Below are 18,699 nucleotides of genomic sequence, written 5' to 3'. Positions count from 1 at the left end.
GATGACGCTGGATTTGGAGCAATTGGATGCAACGGCGGCGGTAGAGGCGTTCAAGGACGGATCGGTCGCACCGGCTGCATATGCAGAAGCGTTGGCAGGTCGAGCGGCAGAGTATTCGAATCTGAATGCCTTGCAAAGTTTCGATCCAGAGTATCTGATCCGAACGGCAACAGAAGCGTTCCAGGCACACCCTGAGGCTCCTCTGTCGGGCCTTCCCCTCGTGGCCAAAGACAACATCAACACCACGAATTACCCAACCTCCGGCGGGACAAAGGCCCTGCTGGATCATACGCCCACAAACGACGCGGATGTCGTAAAGCGGATCATTCATGCCGGTGGCTTCATCGGGGCCAAGTCTAGAATGCACGAACTGGCCTTCGGGATTACCTCAAACAACGCAATCACGGGTGCGGTTCGAAACCCGCACGATTCAAACATGATTCCTGGTGGATCGTCCGGGGGAACCGCCGCAGCGGTCGCGGCAGGTATATTCCCGGCTGGCCTGGGCACCGATACAGGCGGGTCATGTCGTATCCCTGCGGCGTTGTGCGGCGTGATCGGGTTCCGCCCGACAACCGGGCGGTATGCGGGTGATGGTGTCGTGCCGATTTCGCATACCCGTGACACCGTTGGCCCTTTGGCCCGAAGCGTTCGTGACATTGCACTTTTCGATGGTGTTCTTTCCGGTGACACATCCGCCATTGCGGATGCGGAACTCGCAGAGTTTACAATCGGCGTCCCAAGGCAGATGTTTTATGAAGACCTCGATCCGGTTGTGGCTCAAGCTGTTGAGACGCAATTGTCGTCCTTGTCGTCCCAAGGGGCAAAGCTTGTCGAGGTTAGTTTCGAACCGATCTGGCCCCACAACGAAGCCTTCAGTTTTCCAGTCGTCTTCTACGAGGTCATGCGTGACCTCCCTGCCTATCTGGCCAAACATGCCGCCGACGTGACGTTCGAGGCACTGGTGGCAGGCATCGGGTCACCCGATGTTGCCGGTGCCATCGGCAGCCAGTTGGGCGATGATGCGATGCCCGAAGCGGCCTACCGGGCCGCCATGGAAATTCACCGCCCTGAGATGCGCAGGATTTACGGGAAGGTTTTCGAGGATCACGGGCTTGATGCGATTGTCTTCCCGACAACACCTCTGCCTGCAAGGCCCATCGGCGGTGACAAAACGGTCGATCTGAACGGTGAGCAAGCTCCAACCTTCCCCACATACATCCGCAATACCGATCTGGGGTCGAATGTCGGAGCGCCGGGAATTTCACTGCCGTGCCCTGTCACGTCTGATCTGCCCGTCGGCATCGAATTTGACGCTCTGCCAGGACAAGACCGATCACTGCTGGCCCTTGCCGGGGCAGCGGAAAAAGGAATGGCGCAATAGACGCCAAAACCACCAAAGGGAGAGCTATCATGATGAAGAAAACTGCAACCCTATTGTCCAGTGTCGTATTGACGATGGCCTTGGGAACGATGTCCGCCTCGGCCGACACCAAGATCGGCGTCTTGGTCCCGGACTCCGGGCCTGCGGGTCTGTTCGGGCCATCTACACGAAACTCTGCGGTGCTGGCTGCGAAACAGATCAATGCCAATGGAGGCATCAACGGTGAACAGATCGAATTGGTCTTTGCTGATGTCGGCGTTCCCCCGGCGGAAGCCGCTCAGGCAGCATTACGCCTTTGGAAGGGACAGGGTGCCGAAGCCTTTGTCGGCATGCACGATTCAGCCGTGCGTGAAGCCCTGATAGGTCGCTTCAATGGCGAGGTTCCCTATGTCTATACTCCAGTATACGAGGGGAACTCCTGTGCCGACGGGCTCTACATCACCGGCGAAACACCCAGCCAACAGCTTGAGCCGGTCATCCCCTTCCTGGCCGAAAAAGAAGGCGTGTCCAAATGGTATCTGATCGGCCATGATTATAACTGGCCGCGTGATACTAATGCTCTGGCAAAGGGCTTTATTGCCGATGCGGGTGGCGAAGTTGTCGGTGAAGAATACGTGCCGTTCACTGTCGGTGAGTTTGATTCATCGCTTCAGCGTATCCAGGAGAGTGGGGCCGACGCCGTGTTGGTGACCCTTGTCGGCGGCGGCTCGGTTGGGTTCAATGTCAGCTTCGCTGGCTTTGGCCTTGATGATCAGGCGATCCGCCTTGGAACCTTGATCGAAGAAAACACACTTGCAGGCATCGGGGCCGACAACGCAAATCGGCTCTACTCGTCCTCGGGCTACTTCTCATCTATCGAGACTGACGCAGCGGCGTCATTTGCCGCAGACTACTCGGCAGCCTTTGGCTCTGATGCACCGGCTCTCAACGGCTTGGGTCAGTCTGCGTATGAAGGTTTGATGTTGCTGGCAGCATTGACAAACAAAGCTGGTAGCCTCGATGTAGCCGCCATGGATGCTGCCGCAGAGGGCACCACATGGAGCACGCCGAGGGGTGACAATACGTTGATTGGTCGTCACATGGCTCAGACAATCTATCTTGCCGATGGCAGCGGTGGAGCATTCAACGTTGTCGCATCATTTGACAACGTGCCTTCCTCCGAAGCTTGCTCGAACTGATCTCCCGCCCATGTCGTCTGTTCTTCTTCTGAACCTGGCCTGGCAGATCAGCACCCTTGCACTGGTCGCCCTGGGGCTTGCCATTGTGTTCGGCAAACTGCGGATCATGAACATGGCGCATGGGGAATTTGTGATGATCGGGGCTTATGCTCCGGTCATCACATCAATGCTTGGTTTGCCCGGTTGGTTGCAACTGCCCGTGTGCTTGGTGACGGTGGGGCCGGTGGCCTTTGTGTTAGAGCGCACCATCATTCGTCACCTCTATGGCCGGATGTTCGACAGCCTCCTGGCCACTTGGGGTATTGCAATTCTTTTGCGTGAAATCGTTGAGTTGATCTTTGGTCGTGGCTATCAATCCGTTAGCCCCCCAATAGCTGGGACAGTCTGTGTTTTTGGGGCGGATTACCCGGCCTACCGTATCGCCGTGATCATCGGCATCTTGCTTGGGTTCATTGGGCTATACTGGTGGAACACCAGATCGAAAACCGGCGCTCGTATCAAAGCCATGGTCGGCAATCCGAACCTGGCCGAGGCTATCGGGATCAACACGGCTCGTCTATCTGCTGGGGCCTTTGTCTTTGGCTGCTGCACCGCTGGGCTTGCCGGGTTGATACTGGCCCCTACAGTTCGGATCGAGCCGATGATGGGACTCGACTATCTGATCCGGTCTTTTTTTGCCCTTGTCGTCGGTGGGCTTGGCAGTCTCGAAGGGCTCGGAATCGGCTCCGGCATTATCGCTGGAACCCAAACGTTCCTCGGTGCTGTGGCCAGCCAGACCTACGGGTATCTGGCGGTCCTCACCCTCTCAACCCTCTTTTTGTGGCTAAAACCAAATGGCGTCCGCTCTTCTTCCCGCTAGTCTGCTGCTGGTAGTCCTGCTCCTGATCCCGGAACTGTTCGGAGATTTCATGGCCTATCAGATTGGGCTCTATTTGATATATGGCATCGCCGCTCAGGGCATTGGGTTTCTCTGGGGCAAGACGGGAGTGCTGCCACTCGGGCAGGCCCTGTTCTTCGGAATAGCGGCCTATGTCACGGCGATCACGCTTCGAGCCGAAGGCAATCTGTTCCTCAACCTTGCATTGGCCGCCATTGTTTTAGCAGTAATTGCGGGGTCCGCCTTTGTCCTTGCGGCTCTTGTCTTTCGGGGACGGAACGAAAGTGGCCCATATTTTTCGCTGATTACGTTGGCGCTGGTTATGATTGCGGAACAAGTTGCGGGCACGGCAACGTCGCTGACCGGTGGCTTCAATGGGATGAGCGGTTTCAACAGCCTTGGAAATCTCGATCCATTCGGCGGCTTCTACTACGTCATTGTTGCAGCGACGGTGGCGGTCAGCCTGCTCCTCTTCATCTTGAACCGGTTGCCTGTCAATCTGATCGCCAAGGCTGTTCTGGACAATGAACCGCGTATGCAACTGCTCGGGTTTCCAACCCATATGATCAAGGGGGCGGCATTCGCGTTTTCGGCCATGATCGCGGCACTTGCCGGGGGGTTGTTCGCATCGCACCAAGGCATCGTAACGCCAGCGTCAACCGGGTTTGCCCTGTCAGCAGAACTGGTCATCCTGACCGCAGTTGGGGGCCGCTTCCACGTGCTCGGTCCGCTGATCGGAGCAGTGATCGTTGGTTGGGCATCCACCGAATTACGCGACAGTTTCCCCTACTGGGAATTGCTGATGGCGGTGGTGTTCATTCTAGTCGTGCTAAAGGCTCCGGGCGGGATTGCTGAGTTGTTTGAGGCTGCATTCCGGCGTGTCAGGCCCAAAACGCCCACATCCGCCGCACCGGCTGTGACAGCGCCCGAGACGCGGTTCGACAAAACCCCACGGCCCCTGAGATTTGAAGACGTGCGGCTCAAGATCGGTGTCGTTCGAATTCTGAATGCGGTGTCCTTTGAAACACCTGCCACCGGGATTATCAGCGTCATTGGCCCGAATGGTGCTGGCAAGACCAGTGCGCTCAACACGATCACCGGCAACCTGTCCGCAACCGGAGGTCGGATCATGCTGGGCGAGGTCCGGATCGATTCACGCCCGCCTCATACCGCCCTGAGCAACGGCATTGGTCGCAAACTTCAGGTTCCATCGGTCTTCTTCTCGCTCAGCGTTTCCGAAAACCTGGCCATCGCGATGATGGCGGGCAGGCTAAGGATGAGTGACCTTTTCAAGCCATCTACCTTTCAGTGGCGATCCAAATCCCTGTCCGATATTCTGGGCCATCCGTCAGTGCCGCTGAAGGAAGAAATGACCGATCCGGTTGAGTATTTGCCGCAGGGTCACCGGCAATTCCTGGAATACGCCATGACAGTCGCGGCAGAGCCATCCATCCTTCTGTTGGATGAGCCCTGTGCCGGGCTTTCCCCGGACGAAACGGCTCTGATGACCAAGCTCGTTCAGTCCTATCAATCTGAAACGTCAAGATTGGTGATAGTCATCGAGCACGACATGAGCATTGTCGAAGCAATTTCTGACAAGGTTCTGGTCCTGCATCTCGGCAAGGTGCTGGCATTCGATGACTACGACAAAGTGCGTCAAAACCCGCAAGTTCAGGCAGTCTATTCGGGAGGAACAAAATGACCGCTCTCTTGGAAATCGAAGGGCTGACCGGCGGGTATCAGGACACCAATGTGTTGTTCGAAATATCCGTCAAGATCGAAGCTGGCAGTCTTCTTGGCGTCCTTGGACGCAACGGCGTTGGCAAAACAACACTTGCCCGTCTTGTTCAAGGTGAGATCAAAGCCAGCCAGGGAGATATCCGATTTGATGGTCAGCCCATGGGCAACCAACCCGCCCATGCCCGAAGGCACATGGGGGTTGGTTACATGCCTCAAACGGCAATGGTTTTCGATGATCTCACCGTGCAAGAGAACCTGAGCCTCGGGAGTAGCGGAAAACCACCAGATCTCTATTTTGACCTTTTCCCCAGATTGGCGGAACGGTTGAAGCAACCTGCCGGAACCATGTCGGGCGGAGAAAGAAAGATACTCTCCTTCGTCCGAACTATGATCGAAGACACGAAGCTGATCATTCTGGATGAACCCACGGAAGGTGTTCAGCCAGAAAACATCAACCACATGGCTGATTGCCTCAGGGAACGGGTGGCCGAAGGTGCCGGTGTCCTGTTGTGTGAGCAAAACCTGAATTTGTTGTCCGACGTTGCCGACTGGTTCCTGGGATTGGACTCAGGACGGGTCACAATGACCGGGAGCGGAAACATGACAACGAGGAAAGACTTGAACGCGGTTTTGTCCTTGTGAGCGTATGCTTGCTTGGGGGTTGCCGGCTCGCAATTCGACTGGGTTTCAACGACTGCATGCGTCGCTTCAATAACGGCCCAAATACACCGCAGTTTAATAGTGACTTTTAGTCTGCTGTTGGTGCTTTTCACCAGTTCCAGCACTGCACAGCATCGGTTAAAATGGGCTCTAAGCCGCCATGCGGCAGCTTGTCCGCAGCGAAACTGCATGCGAACCAAGGTTGTCAACTGCTGGTGCCAGCCCTTTCAGGACATTCACATTAGGCTCAGAACGTTCTCTGCTGCAGACGCAAAGCTCTAAGGTCGAATCCCCGAGAGCTGCCGTTCAATATTAAACCGCAGCAGTGCCGGATGCTGCGCGAGCCACCAATGGCAGCGATTCGCAGGAAGCGGGCTTTGCAAAGTCAGGCTAACGGCCGATAGCTGACACTTTGTTTCCGACAATCGAATGTCCGCAAAGCAGATCGCAGCAACCGTCAGAATGCATGCTTGATGGTTTTTGCTGTGAGGAGTGAAAGCTAAGGTGAACGAAATTTATTTGCATTACGATATAACATAACATATCAGGTGCGAGTCTATTGAGGGTCCGCCTGTGAGCAAGAAAAATGAAACTTGGGCAAAGAAAGTGCTGGGGATCATTCGCCAACGTGATCAGCCCGTTTCTGCTTACGGTGTTCTGGAGGAGTTGCGGTCTGATAGCCCGAAAATGGCCCCTACCACTGTGTACCGTGCACTCAAGTCTCTGACGGAAAAAGGCAGTGTGCACAGGATTGAGTCTCTCAATGCCTATGTTGCTTGCTCCGATGATGGTCATCATCATCCGTCGATCATGTCGATCTGTGGCGATTGCGGATCCGTAGATGAGCGCGATGCACCAGCCGTGTTCTCCCACCTTTCCTCTGCTTTGGGAGAGGCCGGCTTTACTGCGGATCATCACGTGATTGAGATCCACGGACTATGTGCTGACTGCAAGGAAACAGAGGACGGTTCCTGATGGAGAAAGCTGAAATCCAGCGCATCCTGCTTGTTGGTGTCCTCCCCCGACTGCTCGTCGCAGTAGCGGTGATTGTCGCGCTATGGCTGGGGTTCTTCTGGGCCACCACCACGCCGGGGGCATTATGAGTACGTCGGTTGCTTTCAAAAACCTAACACTTGGCTATGAACGCCTGCCCGCAGTTCAGCATCTTGATACTGAGATCAAACAAGGCAGTTTGACGGCCATCTTTGGTCCCAATGGCGCTGGAAAATCCACACTCCTGAAAGGCTTGACTGGATCGTTGTCGCCGATTGAAGGGCACATCGAGGTGTCCAATCTGCGCGCGGATGACATCGCCTATTTGCCGCAGCAATCTGAAATCGACCGGAGTTTTCCAATTTCGGTGTTGGATCTGGTTGCGATGGGCCTGTGGCGTGAGATTGGTGCTTTTGGCCAGGTTGGCCGAAAGATGCGTGGCCGGGTTGAGCAAGCTATCGCCGCGGTTGGACTGCGTGGATTTGAAAGCCGAGCCATTGGCTCTCTCTCCGGCGGACAAATGCAAAGAGCCCTGTTTGCGCGTCTGCTTTTACAGGACGCAGAGCTGGTGCTCTTAGACGAACCTTTTTCCGCTATTGATTTGAAAACAATGGCAGACTTGATTGGCATCATCGAACTTTGGCACGGAGAAGGCCGAACGGTTCTTGCGGTTTTGCACGACGACACCACCGTGAGATCCCACTTCCCCGAGACTCTGATGTTGGCCCGTGAGCTTGTTGCGCACGGCCCAACTGAGACGGTGCTAACGTCCGAAAATCAGTTTCGAGCGCGGCAAATGTGTGAGGCCTGTGCAAGCACGCCTCATGTCTGTGGAAAGTCCGCTGCATGATCTGGGATCTGTTTTTGGCGCCATTCGCGGACTTTGGGTTCATGCGCCGCGCGCTGCTGGGCTGCGTCGCTGTCGCAGTTGGTGCCACGCCTGTTGGTGTCTTTTTGATGTTGCGCCGCATGAGTTTGACCGGGGATGCGATGTCACACGCCATCCTACCGGGCGCCGCGATTGGGTATTTGGTCTCTGGTCTGTCGCTCGGTGCAATGACACTTGGCGGTTTGATCGCGGGTATGGTTGTCGCTTTGGGATCAGGTTTTGTCGCGCGGTTCACCACACTGCGCGAAGACGCCAGCTTGGCAGCCTTCTATTTGATCTCTTTGGCTTTGGGCGTTCTCATAGTCTCGACGCGCGGCAGCAACGTGGATTTGATGCACGTGCTGTTTGGCACAGTTTTGGCATTGGATGATGCGTCCCTCGTACTTCTATGCTCTTTCGCAAGCCTGTCTCTCCTGGTCCTTGCGCTCATCTACCGCCCTTTGGTGCTTGAATGCGCGGATCCACAGTTTTTGCGCTCTGTTAGCAAACTCAGCGCGGTAACCCATTTCACCTTCCTCATGTTGGTGGTGATGAACTTGGTTGCCGGGTTTCATGCGCTTGGCACATTGATGGCCGTTGGCATTATGATTTTGCCTGCTGCCGCTGCCCGTTTCTGGGCGGGGGGTATTGGCACCATGATCGCCGCGGCTGCGGCCATCGCGTTTCTCTCGAGCCTGTCTGGCTTGCTCCTGTCCTTTCACTACAGCCTGCCGTCCGGCCCCGCGATCATTCTTGTCGCCGGGGTGATCTACACGCTGTCCCTGTTTTTTGGCCCGGAGGGGGGCGTGATCGCCCAGACCCTGCCGCGCCGCCGATTTAAAACCTAACGAAGGAACTCTCATGTTTTCACGTCGCTCTATTCTGCGCTCAGCGGTCGCCGTTACCGCGCTGTCGCTGCCATCCTCCGGCTCCGCTTGGGCGGACGAACCGCTGCCGGTCGTCGCGTCGTTCTCCATTCTTGGTGACTTGGTCGCGCAAGTCGGTGGCGAGCACATCGCGCTAACAACACTCGTAGGAGCGGACGGGGACGCGCACGTTTATCAGCCAACGCCACAAGACGCGCGCGCTGTTGCCGGGGCCGAAGTGCTGTTTGTGAACGGGCTTGAGTTTGAAGGCTGGATGGAGCGCCTGGTTGAATCTTCCGGGTTTGGCGGCATGCAAGTTGTGGCCACCGATGGCATCGAAGCTATCGCTTTTGATGAACACGATGAGCACGGCGACGAACATGATGACCACGAAGATCATGATGATCACGCAGATCACGATGACCATGGTGATGAACACGGTCATGGCGCGCATGCGTTCGAATGGGCCGGTCTTTTTGACCTTAAGGCAGGCACTTACCAGTGGGCCTTTGCCAAAGTAGATGGCGACTACGCGGATCCAGCTATGAAAATGGTGGTGTTGGCCGCGAGCGACATCGAAGCTGTCGAAGAAGCGGCTGAGGGCCTGCTCGAAGCCGAGGCCTCTGACGCGAAAATGGGCGGCGACACGCTGGCTGCGGCTGACATGGCCTATACGCTTACATTTGATGCGAATAAGGACATCACCCTGTTCACTGTGGAGATTGCAGAAGACGGCACTTATGCGTTCTTCACCGAACACATGCCGTTTGAGTTCGAAGCGGACGCTCATTTCTTCAAGGACATGTCTGGCGCGGATGTGGAGCCGGTTGCACAGGACCCTGAGGGCGATCACCACGCGCATGGTCACGACGATCACGATGACCACGCCGAAGAAGGGCATGACGACCATCATGGCCACAACCACGGCGCTTTTGATCCGCACGCATGGCAGAGCGTTGATAACGCGGTCATCTACGTGAACAACATCGCCGCAGCACTTGCCAAAGCGGACCCCGAAAATGCCGAGGCATTTGAAGCAAACCGTGCCGCATATGTTGCTGAGTTGGAAGCATTGGAAACTGAAATCGAAGCCTCCATCGGCGCCCTGCCGGCTGAGCAGCGCACCGTGGTGACGCCGCATGACGCTTTTGGTTACTTCGCACAATCCTACAACATCCGTTTTGAAGCGCCTCAAGGTCTGAGCACCGAGAGCGAGGCCTCCGCCGCGGATGTTGCAAAGCTTATTGAGCAAATCCGTAAGGAAGGCATCAACGCGGTGTTTGTGGAATCCATCACCGATGACCGCTTGCTGAAGCAGATCGCCAAAGAGACCGGTGCTGTGATTGGCGGCACGCTCTATTCGGATGCGCTGTCTGAAGAGGATGGTCCGGCCTCCACCTATTTGGACATGATGCGCCACAACGTGGCGACCCTATCCCAAGCGTTGGGCTCCTAAATGGAAGAGACACGCGTCCCAGTTACACTGCTCACCGGCTTCCTCGGCGCTGGCAAGACAACATTGCTCAACGCCGTGCTGGCGGACAGCTCGTCGGGGCGCGTGGCTGTTATCGTAAACGAGTTTGGCGAGGCCAGGCTCGATCACGATTTGATCACCGAAAGCAGCGAAGAAATCGTGCTGATGAGTTCGGGGTGCCTATGTTGTTCGATCCGGGGCGATCTCGCCAAGACCATGGCACATCTGTTGCAACGACGTGCACAAGAGGAGATCGCTTTTGACCGCGTGGTGATCGAAACCACCGGATTGGCCGATTCAGGACCAATCTTGCAAACTTTGGTCGCAGATCCCTTTTTGGCCCGCTACACGCGCATGGATGGGGTTGTCACCGTTGCCGATGTTGTGAATGGCCCGGCAACGTTGGACGCTCAGTTTGAGTCGGTTTCACAAGCCGCCATGGCCGATCTGATCGTGGTGAGCAAAACCGATCTGACAACGGAAGCCGAAACAGAACAGTTCAAAAACAGGCTTGCCGCGCTCAACCCGCGGGTGCGGATTATCCCCATCGTCAAAGGACAGGGCGTCGCCGGTCAAATTTGGGGATTGAGCGCGTCACAACCGAATGCGCCAACGTCAGATGTTGTGACTTGGGCAGTTGGCACACCCCATAGGCAAGACCCACTCGAAAACCTTTCAGGTCTTGCGCCAAGCGCTCCAACGAACGCGTCGCTAAACCAGCATGATAGGCGCATAAGCTCCGCCTCTATCATTCTGGATGTTCCCATCTTCGATGACGTTTTCCATGGTTGGCTGAACTCACTTATCGGCATGCGGGGCAATGACATTCTCCGCATCAAGTGCATTGTGTTTTTGGAATCCCAAAAGGAGCCGCAGGCTTTTCACGGCGTGCAGCACGTCTATGATCCGCCCAAACCGCTCTCCGATTGGCCAAGCGAGGATCCCCGCTCGCGCATTGTCGTCATTGCGCGCGACATCCCACAAAGCCGGTTGGAACGCAGCCTTCAGGTGTTGCGCAGCAAACCGCCAGAACTCTCTCTATTCAACAACACGCAGCAGGAAACCCAATGACCGACACGCGTCTTCCCGTCACCGTCCTCTCCGGCTTTCTTGGTGCCGGAAAAACCACGCTTCTCAATCGCGTCTTAAATAACCGAGAGGGACGGCGCGTGGCCGTCATCGTCAACGACATGTCCGAAGTGAACATCGACGCGGACCTCGTGCGCGCCGACACAGAGTTGAGCCGCACCGACGAAACTTTGGTGGAAATGTCCAACGGTTGTATCTGCTGCACGCTCCGCGATGACCTTCTTGAGGAGGTGCGGCGCCTCGCCTCTGAAGGGCGCTTTGACTACCTGTTGATCGAATCCACAGGCATTTCGGAACCGTTGCCCGTGGCGGCCACGTTTGAGTTCCGCGACGAGTTTGGTGAAAGCCTTTCCGACGTGGCGCGACTGGACACGATGGTCACCGTTGTTGACGCAGTTAACTTGCTGAAGGATTTTTCCAGCCACGATTTCCTACGTGACCGCGGTGAGGTGATGGGCGAAGAAGACGAGCGCACATTGGTGCATCTCCTGACCGACCAAATGGAGTTCGCAGACGTTGTCATCCTAAACAAAGTCGCGGATGCCACGCCGGAACAAGTCGATGCCGCGCGCAAAATCATCCGCAGCCTGAATGCCGACACGGAAATTATTGAAACCAACCACTCACAGGTTGCTGCCGCCAAGATTTTGGACACCGGCCTGTTCGACTTTGACAAAGCCCATGAACACCCAATTTGGGCCAAAGAACTCTATGGTTTTGCCGACCACGTGCCAGAAACTGAAGAGTACGGTGTTGGCAGCTTTGTCTACCGCGCGCGCCAACCTTTTATTCCAGAAAAGATCCATGCGGTTTTGAATGGCGCATTGCCCGGCGTCATTCGCGCTAAAGGGCACTTCTGGATTGCGACGCGTCCCGAATGGGTCGCTGAGTACTCTCTGGCTGGCGCGCTTTCCAGCGTTCAGCCCATCGGTACATGGTGGGCGACCGTGCCTAAGGAACGCTGGCCAGATCATGGGTCAGCGCAGTCCTATCTCGATCAGCATTGGGTGGAGCCTTGGGGCGACCGGCGGCAAGAGCTGGTGTTCATTGGGTCCGGTATCGATTGGGATGCCATCAAATCCAAGCTCGATGCCTGTCTACTTCCAGCTGTAGCGGCTTCTGAACCAAATGACTTGCCGCTTGATCTGCCAGATCCGTTCCCAGGTTGGCGCCGCGTCGAGGATGTCGCATGATCCAACTTCTGGATGTCGAAACAGACAAGATTGTTGGCGTTGGCTTTTCGGACACGGTTGAAGGGCTATCCGCCATCAAAGATGGTGGATGTGCGGCTGTAGTTTGGGAGCGAGATGCGCCAGGTTTTACCGCGTGGTTGGCGGCATTGCCACCAAACCAGCTTCCCAAAACACGAGTGGTTGTCACGCCTGCGCAAATTGCAGCCGAGGCCGAACTGGCTTGCCAACAATCAGGCACACCGGACTGTAAAGAACGCGACGCCATGATCAAAGATATCGCACATCTCGCGGAAACTTTCGCGGCTACCACAAACGCAACCTACCTACGCTTGCGGCTCGATGTGGTGACGACAAACGCCTGTCGCAAGTTTCACATCGATGCGGTTATGTCTCGCTTGGTCTGCACTTATCGGGGCATCGGCACACAATACAGAAACTCGCCGGACCGAAGCGATCCGGCGTTCTTCAGCACCGTGCAAACGGGCAACCCAATTGTGTTGCGCGGCACGCTTTGGCCAGAAAACCCAAGCGCTGGCCTGTTGCATCGGTCCCCTCCTATTGAAGGCACAGGGGAAACCCGATTGTTGCTTGTGCTGGACCCGATTTTTGATGTGGAAGATGCTTACTAACGCATTTGATTGCCGGGCAAAATAGCCTGCCCTTTGCTTCAGAAGGGCAGGCTCTTGTTTAGACGTCGACCATTGGCTTCATCAGTTCCACTTCGGCGTCGTTGCGCACGGCCGTGTAGAAGCAGCTTTTGCGGAAGGTGTGACAGGCCGCGCCCACTTGCTCGACCATGAGCAAGATACAGTCCCGGTCACAGTCAAACCGCAGGTCCACCAAGCTCTGTATGTGCCCGGACGTCTCACCTTTGCGCCAGAGGTTGGCGCGCGAGCGCGACCAGTACACAACCCGCCCTGTCTCTATGGTTTCGCGGATCGACTCCGCGTTCATCCAAGCCATCATCAAGACCTCGCTGGTCTTCGCCTCTTGGGCAATCGCCGGGATCAACCCGCGATCATCAAATTTTAGGTCTTCGATATTGAAGGTCGTCATCTCGTTGTCCTTTTGGGCCAGCGCGGCGCGCCGGCGATATCAGAGAGTGTAGCGCAGGAGCGACAGGCTCATCCAAATCACCAATAGTCCTGTGAGGATTTGCAAGCCCGCAAAGGCCACGCCCGCCGCTTTGAAGTTATCCGCCGAGGCCAAGGCCGCAGTGCGTGCCGCCACGCTGGACACAGCCACCAACCCGGTGAAGGAGGCGGTGCCAAGCCCCATAACCAAGACTGCCAAAGCTCCGGCCAAATGAAGATCCATTTGCCAGGCTATGACCAACAAGAAGATGGCGCCCGTGCAAGGGCGTATCGCAATGCTCGTGATCAAGGCGACGGTCTCTCGAAGGCTTGTCAGCTGCGCCACTTGCGCGGGGGATGGCCAGTGCGCTTGGCAGCCACAGTCTGAATGATCGTGATCTGCATGGTGATCGTGGTGATGGTGAGTGTGCGCATGATGATCATTGTGGTGGCCGTGGTCGCGCGCCGTGGACTTCGGTAAGGACCGCGCTCCGCGCCACACCAAAAGCGCGCCCACGGACGCGATGGCCAAATAGCTCAACGGCGCCAGAAAATCTTCGGCGAGGGCCGTCATATGATTTGCTGAGACTTCCAAGATCCAAAAGCCGCCGTAGACCAAAACAATGGCCCAGAGGGATTGCGCCAAACTGGACGCCACCGAAAGCGACAGCAAGCGAGACGCGGACACTTGGGTGCCTAATCCAACACCACCAATCAACGCCTTGCCATGACCAGGCCCGACTGCATGGAAAAAACCGTAGGCAGCCGCGCCTGCAAACAAGGCCAACAGCGCTTCTATCTGCCCCATGCGAAGGGCGCGAATGGCATCAGCCATGCCGTTTTGAAATCCACGCTGCTCCGTCGCGGCCCATTGAGCGATGGCATCAAAATCAATGACCATAAGCGCGCCGCCAAAGAGTAGCGCAAGTGCGCCCAGTACAATTATTGTCCGCATCTCAAATATACCCTGTCTGCAAAATTTGCGCCCACATTGGCCTCGTTTGGAGTTTCTTCGCGGCTGAGCTTCGCCAGAGCCTTGAGCAATGGGTCGTTTCTGTTGGGTTCAAAAGGTATGACAGTGGCCCGACAGGTGTTTTCGCCGCCAATCAATTCGGGCGTGTTGGTTACAGAGAAATCGAAGAAATACGTCGACTCATAGAACGCGATCTCAACGTCGGAGCCTATCAGAGAGATGGGTGTCTCCAACCCACGCATGAAGGTGAGACGTAAGCGGCCGTCAATCAATTGGACATCCAAGCCGCTTGGCCATGCCAAACTGATGGCCTGACCGTTCACAGTCAAATGCCGCGTCTTTTAAGGGTTCGTCCAGCACAATCGAGGCCGAACCGATCCGGGAGTCATGTGGAGAAAACGCGTTTATGGGCTGCGTAGCCGGCGCAAACCCAGACAGGTTGGCCAGCGGATCCGCTTGAGGTTTTCTGCCGGTTGTCCAAGCAAGTGAGCCTCCCCAACTGAACTGGTCCACCGCTATTTTTAGGAAATGGAGGACCAAGAATGGCAAACAAGCGACCGAAGCCCGAAGAGATTGTCTCGAAGTTACGGCAGGTTGAGGTGCTGATGGGGCAAGGTATACCCCGGCTCGACGCCATCAGACAGATCGGTGTTGTTGAACAGACCTATTACCGCTGGCGCAAGCAATACGGCGGAATGGGTGTAGATCAACTGAAAGAGCTGAAGCGGCTTCAGAAGGAAAATGATCGACTGAGACGAGCTGTGTCAGACCTGACGCTCGATAAGTTGATCCTGACAGAGGCTGCAAAGGGAAACTTCTGAGCCCCGCTCGTCGTCGCGCCTGCATCGAGCATGTGCGCCGCCAGCTCAAAGTGTCTGAGCGCAGGGCGTGTCGCGTGCTGGGACAACATCGCTCCACACAGAGGCACATCCCGAGAGGCCGTGCCGACGAGGATCGGTTGGTTGCCGACATGATCGAATTGGCCAGGCAATATGGTCGATACGGCTACCGTCGGATCGCGGCCTTTCTCAGAGAGGCAGGTTGGTCGGTCAGCGATGGTCGTGTCGAACGGCTGTGGCGACGAGAGGGGCTGAAGGTTCCAGCAAAACAACCGAAGAAGGGGCGGCTCTGGCTGAATGACGGATCATGCATCCGTCTGCGGCCTGAGTATCGAGACCATGTCTGGTCCTACGACTTCGTTCATTGTCGGACAGATGATGGCAAGGTGTTCCGCACCTTGAACATTCTTGATGAGCACAGCCGAGAGTGTCTGGCGATCAAGGTGAAGCGCAAGCTGAACTCGACGGATGTAATCGATGTTCTAACCGGCCTGTTCATACTGCGTGGCCCTCCCGCCTTCATACGTTCTGACAATGGTCCCGAGTTTGTTGCACAAGCGGTTCGGGACTGGATCGCAGCCGTCGGCTCTCAAACAGCATACATCGAACCGGGAAGCCCATGGGAGAACGGATATTGTGAAAGCTTCAATGGCCGGTTCCGGGACGAACTGCTCAATGGAGAGATCTTCTATACTCTGCGTGAAGCCCAAATCCTGATCGAAGAATGGAGAAAACACTACAATACAAAGAGACCACACAGTGCATTGGGCTAACGTCCACCAGCGCCAGAAGCCATCACCCCGATGGAACTGAGGCCAATCATGCACTAACATTCAAACTGGACCACTTAGGTGGGGCTGATCAAACTGGGCACCACCTCACGTGAGATTTCGGACACGATGGATACCTTCTTCTCCGGGACACCTTATTCGACCTTCCGCGACGGCGACACATCGATCCCGATTGTGCTGCGCTCCGAGGCGGCATTCCGCGACAGTATCGACGATCTGACGAACCTGACCATCCCGACCAAAACCGGTCTGGTGACATTGGATCAGGTTGCTGCCTTCTACCCGGTCTTGGAATTTTCGCAGATCCGGCGGGAAAACCAGCAGCGTCGCATTGTCATTTCGGGCAAGAGCAGCGTGCTCTCCGCGGCGCAGGTTGAGGCGCAGATCACTCCGCTGTTGGAAGAGATCGATGCAGATCTGGGGCCGGGCTATACCGTGTCTATCGGTGGTGAAAGCGAAGATGCCGCCAAGGCAAACGCTGAATTGGTGGCCGGCATGCCGCTGGCGCTGGGCGTGATGTTGGCCGCGTTGATCTATCAGTTCAACTCGATGCGGCGTGTGGCCCTGACCTTTATGACCATCCCGTTGGTTGCCGCAGGGGCGCCATTGGTGCTGTCCATCGCGGGCATGCCCTTGTCGTTCTTTGCTATTCTGGGGCTGATCTCCTTGATGGGGATCATCATCAACAACGCGATTGTTCTGATCGACCAGATCGATATCGAACGACAAACCCTTGGTCTGGATGATGCGATTGTGGCCGCAGCCAAAAAGCGGGTGACGCCGGTTCTGCTGACCTCGATGACAACGATCCTTGGGCTGTTGCCGATGGCCATTTTTGGTGGCGCCTTGTTTGAGCCGATGGCCTCTCTGATGATTGGTGGATTGCTGCTGGCCTCGCCGCTGACACTGATCTTCGTGCCGCCGGTCTATCGCTTGTTCTTCCGCCGGGATGCGGCGGCTTGTCCAACGGCTGAGGGCGCTTAAGCGTTTAAACAAAAGAAAACCCCGCCTGCGATTGCGCTGGGCGGGTTTTTTCTATGACTGCGGACCTTTAGTCCTGTTTATGACCTATGAATTCACCACCGGGCAGCAGTTTGATGAGGGTCAGTGCTGCCTCATAGGCTTCGTCACTGCTGACCCGATCTGCCAGCATGTCCTGCATGGCATCATGGTAGGTCTGCCAAACCTCGCCATGTAGATCGACGCCTTTGTTGGTCAGAAACAGCAACTGCTTGCGGCGACCGTCAGCGATGAATTCGCGCCGCAGGAACCCGGCCTTTTCCAACCGTGAAACATGCCGGGACAGGGCGTATTGCGGCAGGAACAACTCGGTCTCAATCTCACCCATAAGTTTGCCATCGGGCCCGCCGCGATGGATCTGCAGCAGGATCTCATACCAGATCGGATCGTTCAGGCCGTGTGTCTTCAACGCTTTGGTGATCACCGGGTAAAAATGACGGTGCGCCCGCATCATGTTGAACCACAGCCGGTTGAAGCCGACGTTGGCGTCATCATCGTTAAAGAACTCTCTGGCGGAGACGGGAAGCTTGCTAGACATGCATCTGCATTACCATCAATGGCGGTATTGTCGAAATTATTTTCGTCCCGACGGCAGGAAAACGCACATCTGCCCGATCAGCGGTCAAAATTGACGCCAAGTGTTTCGCTTGTTGCCAGGCTTTGACAGCTGAGCGCAGCGCCCTTGGCGATGTCCGCATCCTCCAGGGCCATGCGGTTGCGCATGTGAACGGTGCCTTCGGTCACCTGACAGCGGCAAGCGCCGCAAACGCCTGACTGGCAGCTGTAAGGGACGGACAGGCCGTTGGCCTGCAACGCCTGTAGCAGGGTTTGATCCGCGGCCATGGCGATCTGATGGTCGGCACCGTCCAGGCGCACGGTGGCAGTTGCCTTGACCCCGGTGACGCCATCATCCTCAGCTGCCGCGCCGCCGAAGCTTTCCATATGGATGCGGGTGTCTGGCACGTCCATCGACATCAGCGCTGTTTTCACATCGCGGTTCATCGCACCGGGGCCGCAGATCCAATACTGCACATCCTGCGCCTCGGGCGGGGTTTCCTCGATGGCGGCAGCGATGGAGCCTTTGTCCACGCGGCCCTTGCGCCAGGGGCTGAACCAGCTCCACATTGATGGGCTTGAAATGACATGGCGCAAGGTGAAGCGATCGCCATGGCGGTCTTGCAGCGCCTCCAACTCTTCCCGCAACAGGATGCTTGGCTCATCGGCGTTGCCATAGATCAGATGCGCCACCGAATAGGGTTCTTCCTGCAAGACGGCATTGATCATCGCAAAAAGCGGGGTGATGCCGCTGCCCGCGCCAAAGAAATAATGCGTCCGGCGCCCCATGGGCTGCGGCGTCAGGCAAAAGCTGCCGAAAGGGGGCATGACTTCAACCGTGTCACCCGGCGCCAGCCCCGCCACATGGTGCGAAACCTTGCCCTTATACACCTGCTTCACCGTGATCCGCAGCGGTGCCCAGGGCGGGTTGGAGATGGTGTAACTGCGCCGTTCCTCAACCCCGTCGATCATGAACCGCAGGGTCAGGTGTTGACCGGCCTGCCATTGGAACGTGGCCTGCAGGGCCTGTGGCACCTCAAAGATCAACGAGGTTGCAGCGCCTTCGATTTCTGGTCGCACCTCTGACAGGCGCAATGGGTGAAAGTCACGCATCGATCCGTCCCCT

20 protein-coding genes are annotated in these 18,699 nt (G+C 56.4%); 15 read left to right on the top strand and 5 right to left on the bottom strand.

All coding sequences use genetic code 11. The features are described 5' to 3' along the window. Position 1 precedes the first annotated feature (1 nt). The 13 genes from iaaH to ACORLH_RS21530 all read left to right on the top strand — a co-directional run bounded on the left by iaaH (position 2) and on the right by ACORLH_RS21530 (position 12,951). Positions 2-1,384: an indoleacetamide hydrolase gene (iaaH, locus tag ACORLH_RS21590; protein WP_321830394.1), complete on the top strand. Its 1,383-nt coding sequence runs from the start codon at positions 2-4 to the stop codon at positions 1,382-1,384. A 29-nt stretch (positions 1,385-1,413) separates the two neighbouring features. Beyond that, positions 1,414-2,562 (top strand): substrate-binding domain-containing protein, encoded by a 1,149-nt coding sequence (locus ACORLH_RS21585; RefSeq protein WP_321830393.1) that lies wholly within the window; start codon positions 1,414-1,416, stop codon positions 2,560-2,562. Positions 2,563-2,572: 10 nt separating this feature from the next. Continuing rightward, on the top strand, positions 2,573-3,421 hold the full coding sequence (locus ACORLH_RS21580; RefSeq protein ID WP_321830392.1) for a branched-chain amino acid ABC transporter permease: 849 nt from the start codon (positions 2,573-2,575) through the stop codon (positions 3,419-3,421). Positions 3,422-3,470: 49 nt separating this feature from the next. Continuing rightward, positions 3,471-5,141: an ABC transporter permease subunit gene (locus tag ACORLH_RS21575; RefSeq protein ID WP_321830391.1), complete on the top strand. Its 1,671-nt coding sequence runs from the start codon at positions 3,471-3,473 to the stop codon at positions 5,139-5,141. Then, positions 5,138-5,821: an ABC transporter ATP-binding protein gene (locus tag ACORLH_RS21570; protein WP_321830390.1), complete on the top strand. Its 684-nt coding sequence runs from the start codon at positions 5,138-5,140 to the stop codon at positions 5,819-5,821. Before ACORLH_RS21575 ends, ACORLH_RS21570 begins: the two co-directional genes overlap by 4 nt. 591 nt (positions 5,822-6,412) lie before the next feature. After that, entirely contained in the window at positions 6,413-6,814 is a 402-nt protein-coding gene (locus ACORLH_RS21565) for a transcriptional repressor (protein WP_321830389.1), read from the top strand. Next, positions 6,814-6,942: a hypothetical protein gene (locus tag ACORLH_RS21560; RefSeq protein WP_321830388.1), complete on the top strand. Its 129-nt coding sequence runs from the start codon at positions 6,814-6,816 to the stop codon at positions 6,940-6,942. Before ACORLH_RS21565 ends, ACORLH_RS21560 begins: the two co-directional genes overlap by 1 nt. Then, positions 6,939-7,682: a zinc ABC transporter ATP-binding protein AztA gene (gene aztA / locus ACORLH_RS21555; RefSeq protein WP_321830387.1), complete on the top strand. Its 744-nt coding sequence runs from the start codon at positions 6,939-6,941 to the stop codon at positions 7,680-7,682. The genes ACORLH_RS21560 and aztA overlap by 4 nt, the downstream gene beginning before the upstream one ends. Beyond that, a complete protein-coding gene (locus ACORLH_RS21550; RefSeq protein WP_321830386.1) occupies positions 7,679-8,548 on the top strand; it encodes a metal ABC transporter permease in 870 nt (289 codons plus the stop codon). Before aztA ends, ACORLH_RS21550 begins: the two co-directional genes overlap by 4 nt. A 13-nt stretch (positions 8,549-8,561) precedes the next feature. Then, positions 8,562-10,022 carry a metal ABC transporter solute-binding protein, Zn/Mn family gene (locus ACORLH_RS21545; protein ID WP_321830385.1) on the top strand — a complete coding sequence of 487 codons (1,461 nt, stop codon included), beginning with the start codon at positions 8,562-8,564 and terminating at the stop codon, positions 10,020-10,022. Continuing rightward, complete coding sequence (locus tag ACORLH_RS21540; protein ID WP_321830384.1) at positions 10,023-11,111, top strand: GTP-binding protein; 1,089 nt, start codon at positions 10,023-10,025, stop codon at positions 11,109-11,111. It abuts the gene before it with no gap. Next, positions 11,108-12,322: a GTP-binding protein gene (locus ACORLH_RS21535; RefSeq protein WP_321830383.1), complete on the top strand. Its 1,215-nt coding sequence runs from the start codon at positions 11,108-11,110 to the stop codon at positions 12,320-12,322. Before ACORLH_RS21540 ends, ACORLH_RS21535 begins: the two co-directional genes overlap by 4 nt. After that, positions 12,319-12,951: a DUF1826 domain-containing protein gene (locus ACORLH_RS21530; RefSeq protein WP_321830382.1), complete on the top strand. Its 633-nt coding sequence runs from the start codon at positions 12,319-12,321 to the stop codon at positions 12,949-12,951. Before ACORLH_RS21535 ends, ACORLH_RS21530 begins: the two co-directional genes overlap by 4 nt. Before the next feature lie 58 nt (positions 12,952-13,009). Here ACORLH_RS21530 and hisI read toward each other — a convergent pair whose 3' ends face one another. The 3 genes from hisI to ACORLH_RS21515 are packed head-to-tail and all read right to left on the bottom strand — an operon-like array spanning position 13,010 to position 14,691. After that, the gene (gene hisI / locus ACORLH_RS21525; RefSeq protein WP_321830381.1) at positions 13,010-13,378 is read right to left on the bottom strand and encodes a phosphoribosyl-AMP cyclohydrolase; all 369 of its coding nucleotides are present in this window, start codon (positions 13,376-13,378) and stop codon (positions 13,010-13,012) included. A gap of 39 nt (positions 13,379-13,417) precedes the next feature. Beyond that, positions 13,418-14,296 (bottom strand): hypothetical protein, encoded by an 879-nt coding sequence (locus ACORLH_RS21520; protein WP_321830380.1) that lies wholly within the window; start codon positions 14,294-14,296, stop codon positions 13,418-13,420. A gap of 41 nt (positions 14,297-14,337) precedes the next feature. Next, positions 14,338-14,691, bottom strand: a complete 354-nt coding sequence (locus ACORLH_RS21515) for a DUF1007 family protein (RefSeq protein WP_321832868.1) — start codon at positions 14,689-14,691, stop codon at positions 14,338-14,340. Positions 14,692-14,910: 219 nt separating this feature from the next. Here ACORLH_RS21515 and ACORLH_RS21510 point away from each other — a divergent pair. Together ACORLH_RS21510 and ACORLH_RS21505 are read left to right on the top strand one after the other, a co-directional pair. Next, positions 14,911-15,980 (top strand): IS3 family transposase gene (locus ACORLH_RS21510; protein ID WP_321830379.1). Its coding sequence is split into 2 segments (ribosomal slippage): positions 14,911-15,175 and positions 15,175-15,980, totalling 1,071 coding nucleotides; the frame shifts between segments, so codons are not numbered across the junction. Positions 15,981-16,058: 78 nt separating this feature from the next. After that, entirely contained in the window at positions 16,059-16,982 is a 924-nt protein-coding gene (locus ACORLH_RS21505) for an efflux RND transporter permease subunit (protein ID WP_321830378.1), read from the top strand. Between the two features lie 67 nt (positions 16,983-17,049). Here the strand turns inward: ACORLH_RS21505 and ACORLH_RS21500 are convergent, their stop codons facing one another. Both ACORLH_RS21500 and ACORLH_RS21495 read right to left on the bottom strand, forming a co-directional pair. Then, the gene (locus ACORLH_RS21500) at positions 17,050-17,556 is read right to left on the bottom strand and encodes a MarR family winged helix-turn-helix transcriptional regulator (RefSeq protein WP_321830377.1); all 507 of its coding nucleotides are present in this window, start codon (positions 17,554-17,556) and stop codon (positions 17,050-17,052) included. A gap of 77 nt (positions 17,557-17,633) precedes the next feature. Next, on the bottom strand, positions 17,634-18,686 hold the full coding sequence (locus ACORLH_RS21495) for a 2Fe-2S iron-sulfur cluster-binding protein (RefSeq protein WP_321830376.1): 1,053 nt from the start codon (positions 18,684-18,686) through the stop codon (positions 17,634-17,636). Positions 18,687-18,699 lie beyond the last annotated feature (13 nt).

Source organism: Thalassovita sp. (assembly GCF_963691685.1).
Classification (GTDB): Bacteria; Pseudomonadota; Alphaproteobacteria; order Rhodobacterales; family Rhodobacteraceae; genus Thalassobius.
Note: the sequence above shows the minus strand (reverse complement) of the source record. Positions and strands in the feature narration are given on the sequence as shown.